We start from the raw sequence: 17,309 nt of genomic DNA, 5'->3' as shown, positions 1-17,309 counted from the left end.
ACTCTCTGTGAGGCTTCACAATCAACTACTCCTCCCTCTCAACGCTTTCTTATGTTATAAAAAGTTGTTATCCAACTTTATTTTCCTCGTAAATCTTCTCTCCATCTTCTATAACTAACTTTCGGAACTCTTCTAATAAACGATTCGTATGTGGGCCTGTTTGCCCTAAACCAATCGTTCTACCATCTACTGTCGTAACAGCAATTACTTCAGCAGCTGTTCCTGTTAAAAATACTTCATCAGCTACATATACATCGTGTCTTGTAAATAACTCTTCTCTTACGTCATATCCAAGTTTTTCACCGATTTCTAAAATAGCGTTTCGTGTAATACCTTCTAACGCTCCAGCAGAACTTGGTGGTGTAATTAATTTATTTCCTTTTACAATAAATACGTTATCTCCTGATCCTTCAGCTACGTATCCTTGATCATTTAACATAAGCGCTTCTTGTACTCCAGCTAATTTCGCTTCAATACGAACTAAAATATTGTTTAAGTAATTTAAAGATTTTACTTGAGGTGACAAAACATCTGGACGGTTTCGGCGCGTTGCAACTGTTACAACCGGAATCCCTTTTTCATAATATTCTTGCGGGAATAAAGATAGTTGCTCTGCAATTACGACTACATTCGGTTTCTTACAAGAATCAGGATCTAATCCAAGATTCCCTGCACCTCTCGATACAACTAAGCGAATGTATCCATTAGATAATTTATTTTGTCGAATCGTCTCAACAACAATATTCGTTACTTCATCTAAAGAATATGGAATTTCTAACATGATGGATTTTGCTGATTCATATAACCGGACAAGATGCTCTCTCAAACGGAAAACATTACCGCTATAAACTCTAATCCCTTCAAATACTCCATCGCCATATAAATAACCATGATCATATACAGAAACTTTTGCCTCATCTTTTGGAACAAATTCTCCATTTAAGAAAATCCATTGCTCGTTCACTGGAAAGCGCCTCCTATGTTCTATGAATTTTTTATTGTTTCCTAGTTTACTCTCCTTTCTAAATAAATCAAGTGAATTTTTAGAAAATTTATAATTTTTAATCGTACATACATCTTTGGTTATACTGATTTAACAGCGTTGTTAACGTTTACAAAAAGTCAAAAAATTTTTTTCGCCAAATTCCACTAAAAAAAATATTTGTTTAAAAGAAGGATTTTCATCAATTGATACGAATCTATTGTATTCAATAAACGGACGTCCGTTTTTATAAATTCGGGAATATACAACGACTTTTGCTGAAAAAGGGGGAAAATAATAAAAATAACGCTGTCTAAAAATAACATTCATATTTTTCATCTCGCAATCATAATCCTATTTTTAAAAAACAATTTGTCAAAATGAAGGAGGAAATCAATATGGCGTGTGTACAAATTAAAGGAACGAGACAAGAGGTAGTAGAAATGCTTCAACTATTTGATCTAATGGATACGAAAGGTTTTTGTAAATTCGATAATTATGTAGAGGTAGAACCAAATAATAAAGAACATAACAATTTTATTGCTTCAATCGACATTCATTCAAATACTTCTTCCGCCCAAGATACTTTAAACGATCAATTCGTAAGTCAAATGCTTACTGGTGTATATAACGACTAAATAGATACTTTAATCAAACTATCCGCAAATAGCAGAATAAAGATATACTTCCTACCTTCTTTGCATAAATATATGCGATGTACTTGAGCATACTAGCAATTAGATGGTAGGAGGTGAGAATTATGGCTAGAATTGGCGTTGAAAACTCATTAACAGATGTTCAACAAGCTCTTAAGCAACAGGGATATGAAGTTGTTACCCTGGGCTCCGAACATGATGCACAAGGTTGCGATTGTTGTGTTGTAACTGGGCAAGATTCCAATATGATGGGTATTGCAGATGCATCAATTAAGGGATCTGTAATTACAGCTCATGGTTTAACAACAGATGAAATTTGTCAGCAAGTTGAGAGCCGCACTTAAATGTAATATACAAAAAGAAAGAGGACTCCTTTTGAAAAAGAGTCCTCTTTTTTATATTCACCTAACGGGAAAGTAACATATACTGGATGAAAGCCCTACCTCTCTCTCATCATTACGGTTCCACTGACCGCTCCTTGATTCACTAGTATACCTATAAAGCCTACAATAATAATTTATAGGGTTTGTTCACAAAAGTTGTTGGTAAGACTACCCGATCTTTCGCAAACTTTTCGTATTATATTTATAAGATTTATTTACTTTACACTAGCTGTAACCGAGACACGAATTAAAATTTTAACACCAATACAATAACTTGTCAACATTTTTTTGCAAATTAAAAACAGACAGTAACGGTTTGTCTGTTTTAGAATGGAGCTTTTTCTTTTATTACATATACAACAAAACCGCTTACTAACATACATAAGCCAACTACTAAGTTTTTAATATTAATCATAAATTCCTCTCCCTTATTCCACACATCATATATATTTACAGTTCAATTATTCCGATCATCCTAAAGCGCACTTTTTCTAATATATCATAATTCCTAAAAAATGCAAGTTCACTTTTGACGATTATTTACAAATTTATCTACAGTACTTGGTACAGTATTTAAAGCCTTCTCAATTAAATGTGTACTACTATTGAGGTGCAATACTTGCACACCGTTAGAACCAACTACTAAAAAAGCAACTGGGCTAATGGAAACCCCAGCCCCGCTTCCGCCTCCAAACGGATGACTTTGCTTATTCTCTTTATGCTGCCCTTGTCCGTTATTATGTTTTTCGGAAATAAAATCACCTTTAAAGTCACTTCCACCAGCTCCAAAACCAAAAGCCACTTGAGATACTGTTAATACTACATTTCCATCAGCTGTTGAAACTGGACTCCCAACAATCGTATTTACATCTACCATCTCTTTTAAATTTGTCATTGCTGTTTTCATTAAATTTTCAATTGGATGTTCCATTATGTATTGCACCCTTTCCTTCTTATTCTTTTTTATACTTTCCAAAATAGAGGAAGTCATACTAACTTTTCCTATTTCAAAAAAACAATTTCCACCTTTTAAATGGATATTACTCCCTGTACATACTCGGATAAAGTGAAACTTTAATCAGTGGGGGTTTTCTTCATCCCCACTGATTATTAGCCCTCACCAATCGGACTTTTATGGGCAGTTGATTCTCCACCTAACTTCTTTGCTTTCGCTGAATTTTGAGGTGGGGGGCTTACTGCCCATTAAAGCGGGATAAAAAAGAAAAAGAGAAACATACTACTATTGAACCTTGTTATGAAAGGAGTCATGACTTTGACTGAGAAATTTGATGAGTATAAAAAAAGAGATAGAATAGATAGTGATTATAGTGACTATAAAGAAGAATATGCAGCTGAGGTTGCGCCTCAGCGCATTGATTATGATTACGATGAGAAGGATCATAAAGATGATGTAAGATCGTCCGCCGCTGGATCAACTGCTGGCTTTATCGCTCTTGCTTTATCTATCTTATCACTCTTCACTTTCCCAACACTATTTGGTCTTGTTTCTGTATTGCTAGGGATTTACGCTTATAATCGCGGAGCTACTGTAACTGGTGGTATCGCTGCAATTGTCGGCGGAATTGCTGCACTCATTGCAATTTTATTTCGAGTAGCGCTTGTCGGATTATTGTTCTCCCTTTTTTAAAAAGAAAAAGGTATCTCGCTTTATGCGGGATACCTTATCCTGTAAATACATCTTCCGATGGATATTTAATTTTTTGTTTTGCTGGTCGTGCTAAAGAAAAGACAAGTGTTAACGGCCCAATTAATCCGCAAAACATAACAAACATAATAATACATTTTCCAAACGCTGATAACTTCGCAGTAATCCCCATCGTTAACCCTACTGTACCAAAAGCTGAAATTGTTTCAAATAGTAACTGAATAAAACTAAAGTCTTCTGTAAGCATTAATACAAATACTGCTGCAAAAATAAGTATTTGACTGGCAACAGCAATCGCTAACGCTCTTGTTACTGTCGACATTTTAATTGTGCGCTGAAATAAAATGATTTCCTCTTTTTTTCTAAAAAAAGAAAGGACAGATGTAACTAAAATAACAAACGTTGTTAATTTAATTCCTCCACCCGTTGATACACTTCCTGCACCAATAAACATTAAAACCATCGTAAATAATATAGATGATTCTTCCATTCCCCCGTAGTCAACTGTATTAAATCCAGCAGTACGAGGAGTAATACCTTGGAAGAAAGAAGCCCATAACTTTTCATTTAAAGGTAAATTCCCTAACGTCTTCACATTATTATATTCCAATACAAAAATTACAATCATCGCTATCACATTTAGCGCTACTGTTCCAACAATCATGATTTTGGAATGAAGCGATAGTTTTCGAAAACTACGGCTATACCATATATCAATTAATACAGTAAAACCGAGACCACCTATTACGATTAAAGAGCAAATCCCAATATTAATAATAGGATCTCCTACATACCTAGTTAAATTATCCGGCCATAGAGCAAATCCAGCATTATTATAAGATGCAATAACATGAAAAATACTATAGTATACACCTTTTCCAAAGCCAAACTCTGGAATAAAGCGAAACGATAAAAAGATGACTCCAATAAGCTCAATACAAATTGAAAATATAAAGACACGTTTTACTAATTTTACAAGACCACCTATATTTGTCTGATTAAATGCCTCTCCGATTAATAATCGATGGCGTAATCCGATTTTTTTGCCCAATACCCAAACAATTAAAATGGCAATTGTCATAAGACCTAAACCACCTGTTTGAATTAAAAACATAATAACAATCTCGCCAAACATCGTAAACGTACTTGCAGTATCTACTACTCCCAATCCCGTTACAGTTGCTGCTGACGTTGCTGTAAAGAAAGCATCTACCCAACTAATATGTACTTTCGTTGCGAATGGTAACTTTAATAACAAACCGCCAACCACAATTAAGCAGAAAAAACCTAATGCTAATATTTGTGGTGGATTTAATCGTATAAAACGATTATACAGCCCTTGTCTTGTTGTTACTTCCATATTCACTAACTCCCTTTTCCCCCTCGTAACTAAAGGCTTATAAGAGCCCTTACATAGTGGGATAAACCTTATATTCTTATAATATAGTTGAGCATAATCCTTTTTTTCAAAGATTTCAACTTTTATTTATACTCGAACTTTACTTCATTTTATGACAAGACACTTTCTATTCTATTTATTCTTACTCTATAACTCTTGCAACAATCATTTTATATGTATCATTTCTCGAATTCTCATACCCTTCACTCTATGTTCACACCAAGGTCACATCTATCTTTTATAGTATATGTATCGAAGTTGTTCCTCCCTAATTTATAAGACATTCCCCAGTGTCTTGAACAACTTCCATCCCTAATTAAATTGACATAAATTGTCCCCTTCCTTTGACCATCTCATATGCGATGGTCTTATTTTTTTGTCTTTCTATCTTTTATTAAAAACTCCCTCTCTCTTTCACTCTATGTTCACATCAGGGTCACATCTACCTTTTATAGTATATGTATCGAAGTTGTTCCTCCCTAATTTATAAGACATTCCCCAGTGTCTTGAACAACTTCCATCCCTAATTAAATTGACATAAATTGTCCCCTTCCTTTGACCATCTCATATGCGATGGTCTTATTTTTTTGTCTTTCTATCTTTTATTAAAAACTCCCTCTCTCTTTCACTCTATGTTCACATCAGGGTCACATCTACCTTTTATAGTATATGTATCGAAGTTGTTCCTCCCTAATTTATAAGACATTCCCCAGTGTCTTGAACAACTTCCATCCCTAATTAAATTGACATAAATTGTCCCCTTCCCTTGACCATCTTTTATATGATGGTCTTATTTTTTGTTTACGCTCTGTTCTATTTAAAACTCCCTCTCTCTTTCACTCTATATTCACATCAGGGTCACATCTATCTTTTATAGTATATGTATCGAAGCTGTTCCTCCCTAATTTATAAGACATTCCCCAGTGTCTTTGAATAGCTTCCATCCCTAATTAAATTGACATAAATTGTCCCCTTCCCTAGGTCATCCAATGTGATGGCCTATTTTGTTTTTAATACAAAACTTAACTCTCTCTACATTAAAATAGATATTTTCATACAAAGAATTCAGAAAATTCTGTCAAAATAAGAGTTTTTTCGTTACAATTAATGTAGAAAACAATTTCACAAAAATAAGGGAGGGATTTTTTGAAACAAACAAAAGCAATCTTACTTGCACTATTTCTCGGTTTAGTTGTCGGACTCACTTTAAATTTAGCTGCACCATCTATTTTTGAACCATTAAATCAATATGTGTTCAATCCACTCGGTCAATTGTTTATTCGCCTCATTAAAATGCTAGTTGTTCCTGTTGTGTTCATCTCTATCGTGCTCGGGGCTGCTGGGCTTGGCGATCCGAAACAACTCGGGAGAATTGGTTTAAAATCAATTTCATTCTTCCTTGTAACTACAGCTGTTGCCATCTCAATTGCAGTGACATTTGCACTGATCATAAAACCAGGATCTGGCGGTAACTTTAAAACCGAAGGGCTTAAATATGAAGGGGCAAAAACAGAAACATCTTTCGTCGATACATTGCTAAATATTGTGCCAGATAATCCAGCACAAGCTATGGCCGATGGAAACATGTTACAAATTATTGCCTTTGCCGCATTGATTGGACTCGGTATAGCTGTTTTAGGAAAACGAGTTCAAGGTATCCATTCATTACTTGAACAGGGCAACGAATTAATGATGTATCTTGTTAATCTCGTTATGAAATTAGCTCCAATCGGAACATTTGGATTGCTCGCTTCATCCGTTGGTAAAATGGGGCTTGCAGGCGTCGCTGCGATGTTCAAGTATATGATTGTCGTTATGCTAGTACTTATTATTCACGGCGTCTTCGTCTATGGCGGATTATTAAAGGTATTAGCAAAAGAAAGCATTGTCCGTTTCTTTAAACATTTCGGACCAGTAATGGCAATTGGATTTAGTACATCTAGCTCTAATGCATCTCTTCCGTTTGCAATGAAAACAGCACAAGAAAAACTTGGCGTTCCAAAAGCGATAAGTTCTTTTGTACAACCACTAGGTGCAACGATTAATATGGATGGTACTGCCATTATGCAAGGTGTAGCAACTGTGTTTATCGCTCAAGTATACGGAGTTGAGCTTACTATGTCCCAATTAGCTGTCGTCGTATTAACTGCTGTACTAGCTAGTATCGGTACTGCTGGTGTACCAGGTGTTGGACTTGTAATGCTGACAATGGTTTTAAATCAAGTAAACCTACCAGTAGAAGGTATCGCTTTAATTATCGGTATTGACCGTATTCTAGATATGTCTAGAACAGCTGTAAACATTTCTGGTGATGCAATTTGCGCAATGATTGTCGCAAAATCAGAAGAAAAATATAATACGGATCAATCTGCAGCATCTTAAATCAAAAAAGGAGTGAATTATTTTCACTCCTTTTTTGATTTACTTCCTTTTTTCGAACGATATTCTTTTCCTTTGTTATCATTTCCAGTCTCAAATTCAGCACTAAACTCTTGCTGAAATTGCCCTGATTTCGGTGAGCCTTGATTTCCGCTCCCTTTACTACCATTTCGATTTGTCATATTTCTGCCCCCTTTCCTTTACTAGTAGTATGTTACATATTTTCTTTTTTATAATCTTTTACATACGAAAGAAGACCTTCCTCATATAAGGAAGGCCTTCTCCTTCACTACGTAAGCGTTTTCTCGCTTGTAGTGAATTAAATAAGTTTTTGAGAAATTGATATCATTATATTCATTTCTTCTTCTGAAAGTGTAGAGAATCTTTCTTGTAAATATTGTTTTTTTGCACCTTCCATTTTCGAAACTAAATCTTTCCCTTGTTCTGTAATCTCCAAATATACAACTCGGCGATCTGACGTAGAACGCGAACGAGTTACAAAACCTTTATTAATTAATTTTTCTGTAACAGCTGTAATATGACTATTCGACACATTTAACTCATTCGCTACACGTGATACCATTTCTTTATTCGTACGATTCAATATTCTAAGGACGATGAACTCATTCCACGGTATGTAACCACCAAATATTTTTCCGATATCATTACGCAACGTGCGGAACATAGCAAAAACATTTGTCGATAGTTCTTCCATTAATTGCTCTCGATTTTGAGACAACTTTGACAGCCCCTTTTATTTCATTTAGTTAAATAAAAACCTTATTAATAATTTTACATGAAATCTTACTTTTTGTCACCTTATTTTCCCATAATTCGTAGTTTTTTAATATATGTTTCATGATACAATAAAATTGAATTTCCAGAAAAAAGGAGTTGGGGTAGTGAGTGAAGAAGACAAATTTTCTAATCTTAACCTAAAAGATAAGACTATTATTATTAGTGTTGTTATTCTTATTCTCATTATATTCTTTGCATTTATATTCTTTGTATATGTAGGAATCTTTCAAATTACAGGTATAGAATATTCATCAAGAACAGCACTACTACTCTTTTTTTTACTTATTCTTTTATTAGATGGTATTACACATTTTATATTCACTTTCTTTAAAGTGCTCCTATATCCAATGATGACAAGTATGCCCAATTGGCTCTCAATCGCCCTACTCTCAATCATTGAAATTACGCTAGATTGGTTCGTCATTCATACTGCCGATGATTGGATAGAAAGCGTACAACTGTCCAATCTTACTGAATTATGTGTCGTACTATTCCTTTTCCTATTAAATCAATTATTAAGTGACAAGAAAGAGTAAGAATACAAGCTTTTCTATATAAAAATTGGTACAATGAAAACAAATCATACTAAAGAGGTGTTACTTATGAACTTACAACAATGGGCTGATAAAGGTATGTCCTTTGATACATATGTGAATGAAATGAAAGTAAATCAATACGAGCTACTGCACATTTACAATAACTTTTTAATTCCAAATGAATTACTTCCTGTATTAGAAGAACGCCAAAATGATGGCTGGCGTGTTATCGTATTAACAGCTGATTGGTGTGGTGACGCTCTTTTATGCGTACCTGTTATGAAACGAATTTCTGAAGTTGCAAATATTGATATGAGATTATTAATTCGCGATGAAAACTTAGAATTAATGGATCAATATTTAACAAATGGAACAGCACGTGCCATTCCAATCTTTATTTTCATTGATAAAGATGGAAATGAACAAGCCGTTTGGGGACCACGTGCTCCGAAAGTACAAGAGTTAGTAACTTCAATGCGCGCTACATTGCCTGAAAAAGAAGATCCAACATTCGAAGAGAAACAAAAAGAAATGTACGCTAATTTCCGTGCTACATTAGCTGATGATACTTCTCTTTGGGAACATGTAATGGAAAGCATGATGGAAAAAGTAGTAAAATAAAAAAACTGCCGAACTCGGCAGTTTTTTTATTACATAATGAAGAAGAAATAGAATACCGCAGCTAAAATGAAACGGTAGTAAGCGAACGGTGTTAGTTTTACACGAGCTAATAATTTTAAGAATGAAACAATTGCAAGCATCGCAACAACGAATGCTGTAATAAATCCTGTTGCAAATAACGGGATATCAGCCGTACTTAAAATATCCCAGCTTTTAATTAAATCTAAACCACTTGCAGCTACCATCATTGGTACTGCTAAAATAAATGTATATTCAGCCGCCGCTGTATGTGACACGCGAGCTAATAAACCACCACTTATTGTAGAACCAGAACGAGAAAATCCTGGCCAAAGCGCTAAACATTGGAACATTCCAATTGTAAAAGCTTGCTTATATGTGATTTCATCTAATGTTCTTGCTGTACTTGGTTTCGAAAACTTCTCAGCAACAATCATTAAAATACCACCAGCCACTAAACTGATGACAACTGGGCCTGGCCCAAATAAAACTTCTTTAATCGCACTATGGAACAATACGCCAAGTACGCCGGCAGGAATCATCCCGATAATAATATGTAATAAATTTAACGATGGTCCGTCTGTTACTTTCCCTATACCTACTAAAGACCACAGGCGCTTCCAAAATATAACAACAACTGCTAAAATCGATCCCAATTGAATAACAACTTCGAAAACTTTCGCTCTCTCGTCGTCAAATCCAAGTAAATGACCTGTTAAAATCATATGTCCTGTTGATGAAACTGGTAAAAACTCTGTTAAACCTTCAACAGCACCCATGATTATTCCAATTAACCAATCAGCCACGAGTAGTGCCTCCTTAATAACGAATATGTAATTTTTCACACCTTATCATAATACCTTATCCCTTTTCAAAGTGCATCCTTTTTTTATCGATTCCATATGTTCTAGGCGCGTATTTCTTTTCTATTTTTTAATTAAATTGTATGATAGTGAGGGTTTGCTTTTATGCGGAAAGGGGATTTTATGAAAGAAACTACTTCATTCTCACAAAAATTCAAGCAATTTGTATTACTATTTTTTCCGATTTTCGTAACGCAAATGTCATTATTTGCAATGAGCTTTTTTGATACGACAATGTCAGGGCACGCGAGTCCTATTGATTTAGCAGGTGTTGCTATCGGAACGAGTATATGGCTTCCCGTTAGTACCGGATTAACAGGAATTTTAATGGCTACTACTCCAATTGTTGCGCAGCTCGTTGGATCAAAGAAAAAAGAGGATGTTCCCCAAGTTGTCATACAAGCAGTATATTTAGCAATTTGTGCTAGTTTTGTGGTCACCCTTATCGGTTTCTTCGCTGTTTCACCTATTTTAAACGGCATGCGCCTAGAAGAACCTGTGGAACGTATTGCGGCACAATTTTTAAGTATTATTGCAGTTGGAATTGTCCCTTTATTTACTTACACTGTTTTACGTGGGTTTATTGATGCATTAGGAAAAACTCGCACAACGATGATTATTACATTACTATCATTACCAATTAACGTAGTATTAAATTATGTATTAATTTTCGGTCATTTCGGTTTTCCAAAACTCGGTGGTGTCGGAGCGGCAATTGCTTCTGCAGCAACCTATTGGTGCATTTTAATTATTACCGTTATTATTATTCGTACGAAAGAGCCTTTCGCATCTTTCAATATCTTTAAACAATTATATCGTCCTTCTCTTTCAAGTTGGACTGAATTCTTAAAACTTGGCGTCCCTATCGGATTTGCTATCTTTTTTGAAACGAGTATTTTTGCTGCAGTAACACTTATGATGAGTAATTTTAGTACGACAACAATTGCAGCTCATCAAGCAGCTATGAACTTCGCTTCCTTGTTATATATGACTCCTTTAAGTTTAGCAATGGCAATGACCATCGCTGTTGGATTCGAAGTTGGAGCAAAACGATATAATAACGCAAGACAATATGGATTTATCGGGATTGGCTTAGCACTTGCATTCGCCCTATTATATTCAATTCTTCTCTACTTCTTCGATGATGAAATTGCTTCTATTTATACAACAGATATACAAGTTCATCATTTAGCAAAAGAATTTCTTATATTTGCGATTTTATTTCAAATTTCAGATGCAATTGCAACTCCTGTACAAGGGGCACTACGTGGTTATAAAGACGTAAATGTTTCCTTAATTATGACATTAATCGCTTATTGGGTAATAGGTCTGCCTCTCGGCTACATATTAGCAACTTACACTGATTGGGCAGCAAAAGGATATTGGATTGGTCTTATCATCGGTCTAGCATTTGGCGCTATCTTCCTTCTTGTCCGTCTCTTTCAAGTTCAAAGAAAATATACAATAGAAAACCGCTACTCACGATAGAGCAGCGGTTTTATTTATGTATATTTTTTCTTTGGACGTATAACATAATGAAAAAGAAAGGTGGATACATATGGACGAAAAAGAAAAAAAGCAATCATTCGATGAAGAATTCGCCCCCGAAATTTCACCTGGATATCGACAAGATATACATAAGCCACCTAAAAATAAAAATACTTCTTTTTTAATGGGTATTACCATTTTCGCTGCTATACTACTTGTGCTTATCATTTTTGTTTATTTTTAAGGAAAGGTGACATATTATATGAAGAAACAAAATTCCAATCGTACGAAAAGAACTGTAAAAACAGAAAAAGGATATGCAGGTGATTCTGTTCTTACTCAGAAACAAGTCGAACAAGGAAATTTATACATTGCTCAAAAAGAACTTGGTCAGCAAAATGAAAACCTTTAAAATCCCTCAAAGAACTGGGGGATTTTTTTATCGGCTATTTGTGGTACTCATTCATGTTTCACTTTATTGTACATACTGCTTTTGTTCTAACACCTTAAATATATTATTAACTTTTACAATTTTCATTTCATAATTCAATTTCATTTCGCTTCTCTTACCATTTTCAGTACCCGCAACGTACGCTACAGTTTGATAGAGAAAACTTTCATCCGTCACTTCACGTATCTCCTCGTTTGTAAACCTATACTCTAAATCCCGAAAACGATTTGGATAATAATTTCCTATTAATTGTTCATATCCTCTATTTAAAAATATTTCTTCACCTTTTCGTTTCACATCTTCTTTATTATGAAGCTCAAACACTGATAATTGCTCTGTCACAAAATGTTCTCCTACCTTTTTCATTTCATTATGAGTTAAAGTTTCTATACTTTTATTCTTTAATTCCTTTTTTAACCCGTACTGATCAATCGGTTTAAAGCTAGCAAAAACCTCTTCTTTATATGACCAAAACAATCCAAAAGCAATACATAGAGAAATGATGAATAGTCTTTTCTTCGTAATACTCCCGCCCTTCTTCATAATGATAGTTATATTTTAACATATAGAAAGAAAATTCTGATATCATAAAGTGGAATAACTTAATTCAGAAACGAGGAACAATTATGGACTCTTACAAACAATATATAAAAGAAGCTCTACCTAATCTTTCTATACATTCATATAAACAAAATGAAGAAGGATGGGATAATGTAGCAGTTATAGTAAATGATGAGCTACTGTTTCGTTTTCCGCGAAAACAGGAATATGCACTGCGAATCCCGTTAGAAAAAGAACTATGCACACTTCTCTCTTACTCACTACATGAAATTGAGGTTCCAAAGTACCACCTATTCTATAAAAAGGATACTGATACTATTCCCCTCTGTAGTTACTATGCTCTCATTCATGGTGAACCGTTAACAACAGAAATAGTTGCGAAGTTAGATGAAAAAGAATGGAAAATAATTATTACACAATTAGCTACTTTCCTTGCGGCTCTACATAGTATTCCTTTAAAACGTGTGAAAACATTAGGATTCCCTATAGAAAAAACACTTACCTACTGGAAAGAGCTACAAACTAAGTTAAATCAGTATGTTACTAACAGTCTTACTTCGTTCCAGAAATCATCTTTAAATCGTTTATTCAAAAATTTCTTTACATGTATCAATACATCCATTTTTCAAAATACAATTATTCACGCTGATTTTACACATCATCATATTTTATTTAATAAGCAGAACAAAAACATTTCAGGTGTTATCGATTTTGGTGATGCTCAAATTGGCGATCCTGCTTTTGATTTTGCTGGGCTATATTATGATTTCGGACGTGAGTTTACTACATCTGTATATGAACAGTACAGTACACTTATTTCTCATCATGATCCATTACTCATTCACCGCATTACTACCTTTTATCAATACAGTCCTTTACTACATAATATGATTTATAACTTTGAGTCAGAGAATGAACTCGAATTCATTACAGGTACAGATCAACTGAAAGTAATACTACAGGGATGAGATTACATTCTCTTCCGATATTCTCTCTCCTCATACATCATTAACTTTTTATCCATTTCAACAATGACTTGATACAGTTGAAATGCTTGTAAAATTTGCAGTTGAATTCCAAAAGGAGCATTCTGTTCTTTTAACCATTGAAATACTTTCGTTTCATCGTTCATTGATTATTCCTCCCTTTATCCCGCTTTAATGGGCAGTAAGACCCCCACCTCCAAATTCAACGAAAGCAAAGAAGTTAGGCGGGGGATCAACTGCCCATAAAAGTCCGATTGGTTCAACTAATAATCAGTGGGGATGAAGAACCCCCCCACTGATTAAAGTTTCACTTTATTAAAATCTGCTACAAATATACGGTAAATGATGAAAAGCTTTTCATGTCAATAATAAAAAAGGATGCAAAGTTGCATCCTTTAATGTACGATATTTTTCTTCTGCTTCGCTTCTTTCTTTACTTCTTCCCCCTGGCATTCCCTACGAAACGCACAACTCATACACTCAGAACGAAAATGACGCTCTGTATAATGCTCAGGTTGTTGCAACATTTCTTTCATTCTAGATAAATCAGCCATTCCAGTTATAACATCTTCCTGTTTCGGAATGTACTCATACTTAGTTCCTTCTATTAAATTAATAACTTCAATTTTTCCGGGAAGAATTCCGAAAGCTTTATAACTGAATACTGTCATTAACTTTTGGCAAAGAGCAAGCATTCCCTCATCCGCATCGACAACATACTTTTTAATTACAAACGACTCAGTACTCCACTCACCAACTTCTAATGTCAATGACATGTGGACACCTAACTCTTCCATATATGTTTGAAATTTTTCATATAAAAATAACGGCGGTGTCTGACTATCATCTCTTTCAACAAACTGTAATAAGTGATCCGTTAACTTCGCTAACACAATATAATACTCCGTCTTTGAAGCAAACATATTAACCCTTACTTTTTTCCAATACTTTTCTATTAATATTAAAAGTACGATTTTCGTTTGTTGGCCCGCAGGTAGTGTGTAATATTCATTAATAATTCGATTCACAATCATTTGTGCGATTTGTTGCCATTCAAATGAAGAAGGTTCTCTTCTTTTTATATGACGGAAATAAAATTTATGCGGACAACGCATAAAATCATACAAATGATAATCTGTCATCGTTTTGATTGCGATTTTCTCATGCACTTGCTCTTCATCTCCCTTCTGCCATTAAGAAAGGTGTTTTACAAATTCAGCTCCAAACTGTAAACATTTTTCTACATCTTCATCTTCTGGCGTTAATTCTACTTTTAGTCCTTCTAACACAACTGCAGCTCCGCGCTCTTGTAGCTTTTCTATTAAAATGTCAACCGCCACGCCGTATTTCGGATAAGCCGAATCACATGATCCGAATACTGCTGCTTTTTTCCCGGTTAAATCAATAGAATCCATTGCATCATAAAAATCTAAGAAATCATCAGGAAGGTCACCATCTCCCCAAGTGTAAGCACCTAAAATAATTCCATCATACTGTTCTAGTATAGAAGCTTCTGGTGAATCCATAATATCGATAACTTCAATTTCATTTTCTGTTTCACGAATTGCACCCGCAATATGATCGGCCATTTCCTCTGTATTTCCACTCATACTTGCAAAAATCATTACTAACTTACTCAACTGAATCTCTCCTTTTACCTTGGATCTCTTTTTCTGTTGGAAGCGTACTCTTCTCATCTACATATTCAGAACGAATTATATTTCGTTGCCATTCCATATGCTGATCAACATCTTTATTTTTATCTTTTAATCCCCTTCGCAGAAGGTGAAATTTTTTTCTCATTAACATGTCTCATCCATCCTATTGATAATAATTATCAATTTCAACTACCCTTAGATTAATTGACAGTGATTATCAATGTCAATAAATATTTTTAAAAAAATGATTAAAATGTACAAGCTTGTCCGTTAGCTATTCATATACTATAAATGAGCATAGTTCTTTCTCAGCCCTCTCTGACGGAAAGAAATAAAAGCAACTGCGATAGAGCGCAGTTGCCTTTTTTTATACTTTTCTATGATTTTAGTAGTCTTATCGCCGTCTCTAGAAATAATTCCACTCCATAAATTAAAGCTGATTCATCTACATCAAATTTTGGATGATGATGCGGATAACAAGTATCTACCTTTTCATTCCCCGTCCCCAATTTAATGAAGCAACCCGGTGCCTTTCTTAAATATGCTGAAAAATCTTCTCCTCCCATAGAAGGTTCCAGCTTCACAACACGCTCATTCCCAAACAAATGTAGTGCACTTTCTTCTACCACTTTCGTAATATATTCATCATTAATAACCGGATCATATCCATATCGGTACGTATATGTATACTTTCCTCCATGTGCCTTTGTAATTCCTTTCACGATTTGCTCAATTTTCTCTTCTGCTTCTATCCTTAACGCTTGATTAAAAGAGCGCACAGTTCCCATCAAAGTTGCTGCACTAGGAATAATATTATCAGCCATTCCCCCATGAAACTGCGTGACTGAAACAACTCTTTGCATGAAAGCACTTGTATTTCTTGATACGATATGTTGTAAATTTGTAATAATCTGTGCTCCGATAGCAATAGGATCTATCGTTTCTTCTGGCCTCGCCGCATGCCCTCCTTTCCCTTGAATTTCAACTGTAAATACGTCCGGTGCCGCCATCATCGGCCCATACGCAATTCCGATTTTCCCGCTCTCAAGTCCTGACATAACATGTAAACCTATTACATAATCAACACCATCCATCACGCCTGCCTCAACCATTTCTTGTCCACCGCCAGGATACACCTCTTCTGCATGCTGAAAGAAGAGACGAATCTCACCTACAAAATCTTCCTTTATATTTGATAGCACCTCTGCTGTACTTAACAAAATAGCTGCATGAGCATCATGCCCACATGCATGCATCATTCCTTTATTCACAGACGTATAAGATTTCCTTGTCTCCTCTTGAATTGGCAAAGCATCTATATCAGCTCGAATCGCAACTACTTTCCCTTGTCCCGTCCCTCTTTTAATTGCTAGTACACTATACTTCGTCGGTCTCGTTACTTCAAAAGAAGAAAATGAGCATAATGTATCATATATAAATTGTGAAGTTTCTTTTTCATGAAATGATAATTCCGGATATTTATGAAAATGCTGTCTCCATTTAATAATGTTTTCTTCTGAAATGAGATCCTTCCACATCCTCTTCATCAGAAATTCCTCCTCTTATGAAACTTTAACAATTCATATATTAACTATGAAAAACTCAAACAAATATTACATTTCTATACATTCTCCCAGACCACTTTTATACATTCACACAATCCACTTCCTATTTACATGTCAAACCCATTACAAATTCATACTGAATGTAATATAATTGCTAAGTTAGGGATTTTCTTTTTTAGTATTTAGTGCTAATATCAGAAAAGAGCCTTTTGACTTATTTTTACCTAAAATGTGGGATTTTGTTTTTTTCACAATAATGTAGGACATGATACCTACAAAGAGCTATTATTTCATTAAGA

General features: G+C 34.7%; 24 protein-coding genes and 1 other annotated feature (1 of these 25 only partly in view). Of the genes, 10 read left to right on the top strand and 14 right to left on the bottom strand.

Going from position 1 to position 17,309, the window contains the following annotated elements; all coding sequences use genetic code 11:
• Positions 1–51, bottom strand: a binding site (T-box leader) (it extends 177 nt beyond the left edge of the window).
• A 16-nt stretch (positions 52–67) separates the two neighbouring features.
• Together ilvE and KZZ19_RS07000 are read right to left on the bottom strand one after the other, a co-directional pair.
• On the bottom strand, positions 68–964 hold the full coding sequence (ilvE, locus tag KZZ19_RS07005) for a branched-chain-amino-acid transaminase (RefSeq protein WP_001005497.1): 897 nt from the start codon (positions 962–964) through the stop codon (positions 68–70).
• A gap of 141 nt (positions 965–1,105) precedes the next feature.
• A complete protein-coding gene (locus tag KZZ19_RS07000) occupies positions 1,106–1,321 on the bottom strand; it encodes a hypothetical protein (protein ID WP_140392393.1) in 216 nt (71 codons plus the stop codon).
• Between the two features lie 59 nt (positions 1,322–1,380).
• On the opposite strand from KZZ19_RS07000, the gene KZZ19_RS06995 reads away from it, so the two are divergent.
• Entirely contained in the window at positions 1,381–1,620 is a 240-nt protein-coding gene (locus KZZ19_RS06995) for a DUF3911 family protein (RefSeq protein ID WP_000752504.1), read from the top strand.
• A gap of 122 nt (positions 1,621–1,742) precedes the next feature.
• Positions 1,743–1,982, top strand: a complete 240-nt coding sequence (locus KZZ19_RS06990) for a YkuS family protein (RefSeq protein ID WP_140392392.1) — start codon at positions 1,743–1,745, stop codon at positions 1,980–1,982.
• A 364-nt stretch (positions 1,983–2,346) separates the two neighbouring features.
• Here the strand turns inward: KZZ19_RS06990 and KZZ19_RS06985 are convergent, their stop codons facing one another.
• Together KZZ19_RS06985 and ytfJ are read right to left on the bottom strand one after the other, a co-directional pair.
• Complete coding sequence (locus KZZ19_RS06985; protein ID WP_000608225.1) at positions 2,347–2,436, bottom strand: hypothetical protein; 90 nt, start codon at positions 2,434–2,436, stop codon at positions 2,347–2,349.
• Between the two features lie 108 nt (positions 2,437–2,544).
• On the bottom strand, positions 2,545–3,012 hold the full coding sequence (ytfJ, locus tag KZZ19_RS06980) for a GerW family sporulation protein (protein ID WP_088095687.1): 468 nt from the start codon (positions 3,010–3,012) through the stop codon (positions 2,545–2,547).
• A gap of 264 nt (positions 3,013–3,276) precedes the next feature.
• Between ytfJ and KZZ19_RS06975 the strand changes: the two genes are divergently transcribed.
• Positions 3,277–3,669 carry an imidazole glycerol phosphate synthase gene (locus KZZ19_RS06975; protein WP_073517663.1) on the top strand — a complete coding sequence of 131 codons (393 nt, stop codon included), beginning with the start codon at positions 3,277–3,279 and terminating at the stop codon, positions 3,667–3,669.
• 34 nt (positions 3,670–3,703) lie between these two features.
• Here KZZ19_RS06975 and KZZ19_RS06970 read toward each other — a convergent pair whose 3' ends face one another.
• Positions 3,704–5,047, bottom strand: a complete 1,344-nt coding sequence (locus tag KZZ19_RS06970; protein WP_237979963.1) for a TrkH family potassium uptake protein — start codon at positions 5,045–5,047, stop codon at positions 3,704–3,706.
• 1,185 nt (positions 5,048–6,232) lie between these two features.
• Between KZZ19_RS06970 and KZZ19_RS06965 the strand changes: the two genes are divergently transcribed.
• Positions 6,233–7,468, top strand: coding sequence for a dicarboxylate/amino acid:cation symporter (locus KZZ19_RS06965; protein ID WP_088095686.1), 1,236 nt, complete (start codon positions 6,233–6,235; stop codon positions 7,466–7,468).
• A gap of 23 nt (positions 7,469–7,491) precedes the next feature.
• Here KZZ19_RS06965 and KZZ19_RS06960 read toward each other — a convergent pair whose 3' ends face one another.
• Positions 7,492–7,647 (bottom strand): hypothetical protein, encoded by a 156-nt coding sequence (locus tag KZZ19_RS06960; RefSeq protein WP_000184931.1) that lies wholly within the window; start codon positions 7,645–7,647, stop codon positions 7,492–7,494.
• A 137-nt stretch (positions 7,648–7,784) separates the two neighbouring features.
• Positions 7,785–8,204, bottom strand: coding sequence for a MarR family winged helix-turn-helix transcriptional regulator (locus KZZ19_RS06955; RefSeq protein ID WP_140392391.1), 420 nt, complete (start codon positions 8,202–8,204; stop codon positions 7,785–7,787).
• A 163-nt stretch (positions 8,205–8,367) separates the two neighbouring features.
• Here KZZ19_RS06955 and KZZ19_RS06950 point away from each other — a divergent pair, with 163 nt between their 5' ends.
• Positions 8,368–8,799: a YrvL family regulatory protein gene (locus tag KZZ19_RS06950; RefSeq protein ID WP_098343231.1), complete on the top strand. Its 432-nt coding sequence runs from the start codon at positions 8,368–8,370 to the stop codon at positions 8,797–8,799.
• Positions 8,800–8,832: 33 nt separating this feature from the next.
• Entirely contained in the window at positions 8,833–9,420 is a 588-nt protein-coding gene (locus tag KZZ19_RS06945; RefSeq protein ID WP_002070995.1) for a thioredoxin family protein, read from the top strand.
• 29 nt (positions 9,421–9,449) lie between these two features.
• Here KZZ19_RS06945 and uppP read toward each other — a convergent pair whose 3' ends face one another.
• Positions 9,450–10,244 (bottom strand): bacitracin resistance undecaprenyl-diphosphatase, encoded by a 795-nt coding sequence (uppP, locus tag KZZ19_RS06940; protein ID WP_087979915.1) that lies wholly within the window; start codon positions 10,242–10,244, stop codon positions 9,450–9,452.
• Positions 10,245–10,424: 180 nt separating this feature from the next.
• On the opposite strand from uppP, the gene KZZ19_RS06935 reads away from it, so the two are divergent.
• From KZZ19_RS06935 to KZZ19_RS06925, 3 genes are all read left to right on the top strand, one after another.
• Complete coding sequence (locus tag KZZ19_RS06935; RefSeq protein WP_088095683.1) at positions 10,425–11,789, top strand: MATE family efflux transporter; 1,365 nt, start codon at positions 10,425–10,427, stop codon at positions 11,787–11,789.
• Positions 11,790–11,859: 70 nt separating this feature from the next.
• A complete protein-coding gene (locus KZZ19_RS06930; RefSeq protein ID WP_088095682.1) occupies positions 11,860–12,033 on the top strand; it encodes a 2-isopropylmalate synthase in 174 nt (57 codons plus the stop codon).
• Positions 12,034–12,051: 18 nt separating this feature from the next.
• Entirely contained in the window at positions 12,052–12,201 is a 150-nt protein-coding gene (locus KZZ19_RS06925; protein ID WP_088095681.1) for a hypothetical protein, read from the top strand.
• Positions 12,202–12,264: 63 nt separating this feature from the next.
• On the opposite strand, the gene KZZ19_RS06920 is transcribed toward KZZ19_RS06925, so the two are convergent.
• On the bottom strand, positions 12,265–12,783 hold the full coding sequence (locus KZZ19_RS06920) for a biotin transporter BioY (RefSeq protein WP_237979961.1): 519 nt from the start codon (positions 12,781–12,783) through the stop codon (positions 12,265–12,267).
• Positions 12,784–12,866: 83 nt separating this feature from the next.
• Between KZZ19_RS06920 and KZZ19_RS06915 the strand changes: the two genes are divergently transcribed.
• Positions 12,867–13,769, top strand: a complete 903-nt coding sequence (locus KZZ19_RS06915; RefSeq protein ID WP_237979960.1) for an aminoglycoside phosphotransferase family protein — start codon at positions 12,867–12,869, stop codon at positions 13,767–13,769.
• 2 nt (positions 13,770–13,771) lie between these two features.
• Here the strand turns inward: KZZ19_RS06915 and KZZ19_RS06910 are convergent, their stop codons facing one another.
• From KZZ19_RS06910 to amaA, 5 genes are all read right to left on the bottom strand, one after another.
• Complete coding sequence (locus KZZ19_RS06910) at positions 13,772–13,933, bottom strand: hypothetical protein (protein WP_237979958.1); 162 nt, start codon at positions 13,931–13,933, stop codon at positions 13,772–13,774.
• Positions 13,934–14,182: 249 nt separating this feature from the next.
• Entirely contained in the window at positions 14,183–14,956 is a 774-nt protein-coding gene (locus KZZ19_RS06905; protein WP_237979957.1) for a hypothetical protein, read from the bottom strand.
• 24 nt (positions 14,957–14,980) lie between these two features.
• On the bottom strand, positions 14,981–15,427 hold the full coding sequence (locus KZZ19_RS06900) for a flavodoxin (RefSeq protein ID WP_000041146.1): 447 nt from the start codon (positions 15,425–15,427) through the stop codon (positions 14,981–14,983).
• The gene (locus KZZ19_RS06895) at positions 15,420–15,596 is read right to left on the bottom strand and encodes a hypothetical protein (RefSeq protein WP_237979956.1); all 177 of its coding nucleotides are present in this window, start codon (positions 15,594–15,596) and stop codon (positions 15,420–15,422) included. The genes KZZ19_RS06900 and KZZ19_RS06895 overlap by 8 nt, the downstream gene beginning before the upstream one ends.
• Positions 15,597–15,822: 226 nt before the next feature.
• The gene (gene amaA / locus KZZ19_RS06890) at positions 15,823–16,992 is read right to left on the bottom strand and encodes an N-acyl-aliphatic-L-amino acid amidohydrolase (RefSeq protein ID WP_237979954.1); all 1,170 of its coding nucleotides are present in this window, start codon (positions 16,990–16,992) and stop codon (positions 15,823–15,825) included.
• Positions 16,993–17,309 lie beyond the last annotated feature (317 nt).

This window comes from Bacillus thuringiensis (genome assembly GCF_022095615.2).
Classification (GTDB): Bacteria; Bacillota; Bacilli; order Bacillales; family Bacillaceae_G; genus Bacillus_A; species Bacillus_A cereus_AG.
This window is presented reverse-complemented; position numbering and strand designations above follow the sequence as displayed.

What these genes read in the sequence shown, in the direction of transcription:
- KZZ19_RS07000 (WP_140392393.1), bottom strand. Translation starts at nt 1,321, where the DNA reads ATGAAAAATATGAATGTTATTTTTAGACAGCGTTATTTTTATTATTTT.
- KZZ19_RS06995 (WP_000752504.1), top strand. Translation starts at nt 1,381, where the DNA reads ATGGCGTGTGTACAAATTAAAGGAACGAGACAAGAGGTAGTAGAAATG.
- KZZ19_RS06990 (WP_140392392.1), top strand. Translation starts at nt 1,743, where the DNA reads ATGGCTAGAATTGGCGTTGAAAACTCATTAACAGATGTTCAACAAGCT.
- KZZ19_RS06985 (WP_000608225.1), bottom strand. Translation starts at nt 2,436, where the DNA reads ATGATTAATATTAAAAACTTAGTAGTTGGCTTATGTATGTTAGTAAGC.
- ytfJ (WP_088095687.1), bottom strand. Translation starts at nt 3,012, where the DNA reads ATGACTTCCTCTATTTTGGAAAGTATAAAAAAGAATAAGAAGGAAAGG.
- KZZ19_RS06975 (WP_073517663.1), top strand. Translation starts at nt 3,277, where the DNA reads ATGAAAGGAGTCATGACTTTGACTGAGAAATTTGATGAGTATAAAAAA.
- KZZ19_RS06970 (WP_237979963.1), bottom strand. Translation starts at nt 5,047, where the DNA reads ATGGAAGTAACAACAAGACAAGGGCTGTATAATCGTTTTATACGATTA.
- KZZ19_RS06960 (WP_000184931.1), bottom strand. Translation starts at nt 7,647, where the DNA reads ATGACAAATCGAAATGGTAGTAAAGGGAGCGGAAATCAAGGCTCACCG.
- KZZ19_RS06945 (WP_002070995.1), top strand. Translation starts at nt 8,833, where the DNA reads ATGAAAACAAATCATACTAAAGAGGTGTTACTTATGAACTTACAACAA.
- KZZ19_RS06935 (WP_088095683.1), top strand. Translation starts at nt 10,425, where the DNA reads ATGAAAGAAACTACTTCATTCTCACAAAAATTCAAGCAATTTGTATTA.
- KZZ19_RS06930 (WP_088095682.1), top strand. Translation starts at nt 11,860, where the DNA reads ATGGACGAAAAAGAAAAAAAGCAATCATTCGATGAAGAATTCGCCCCC.
- KZZ19_RS06925 (WP_088095681.1), top strand. Translation starts at nt 12,052, where the DNA reads ATGAAGAAACAAAATTCCAATCGTACGAAAAGAACTGTAAAAACAGAA.
- KZZ19_RS06920 (WP_237979961.1), bottom strand. Translation starts at nt 12,783, where the DNA reads ATGAAGAAGGGCGGGAGTATTACGAAGAAAAGACTATTCATCATTTCT.
- KZZ19_RS06915 (WP_237979960.1), top strand. Translation starts at nt 12,867, where the DNA reads ATGGACTCTTACAAACAATATATAAAAGAAGCTCTACCTAATCTTTCT.
- KZZ19_RS06910 (WP_237979958.1), bottom strand. Translation starts at nt 13,933, where the DNA reads ATGAACGATGAAACGAAAGTATTTCAATGGTTAAAAGAACAGAATGCT.
- KZZ19_RS06895 (WP_237979956.1), bottom strand. Translation starts at nt 15,596, where the DNA reads ATGTTAATGAGAAAAAAATTTCACCTTCTGCGAAGGGGATTAAAAGAT.
- amaA (WP_237979954.1), bottom strand. Translation starts at nt 16,992, where the DNA reads ATGAAGAGGATGTGGAAGGATCTCATTTCAGAAGAAAACATTATTAAA.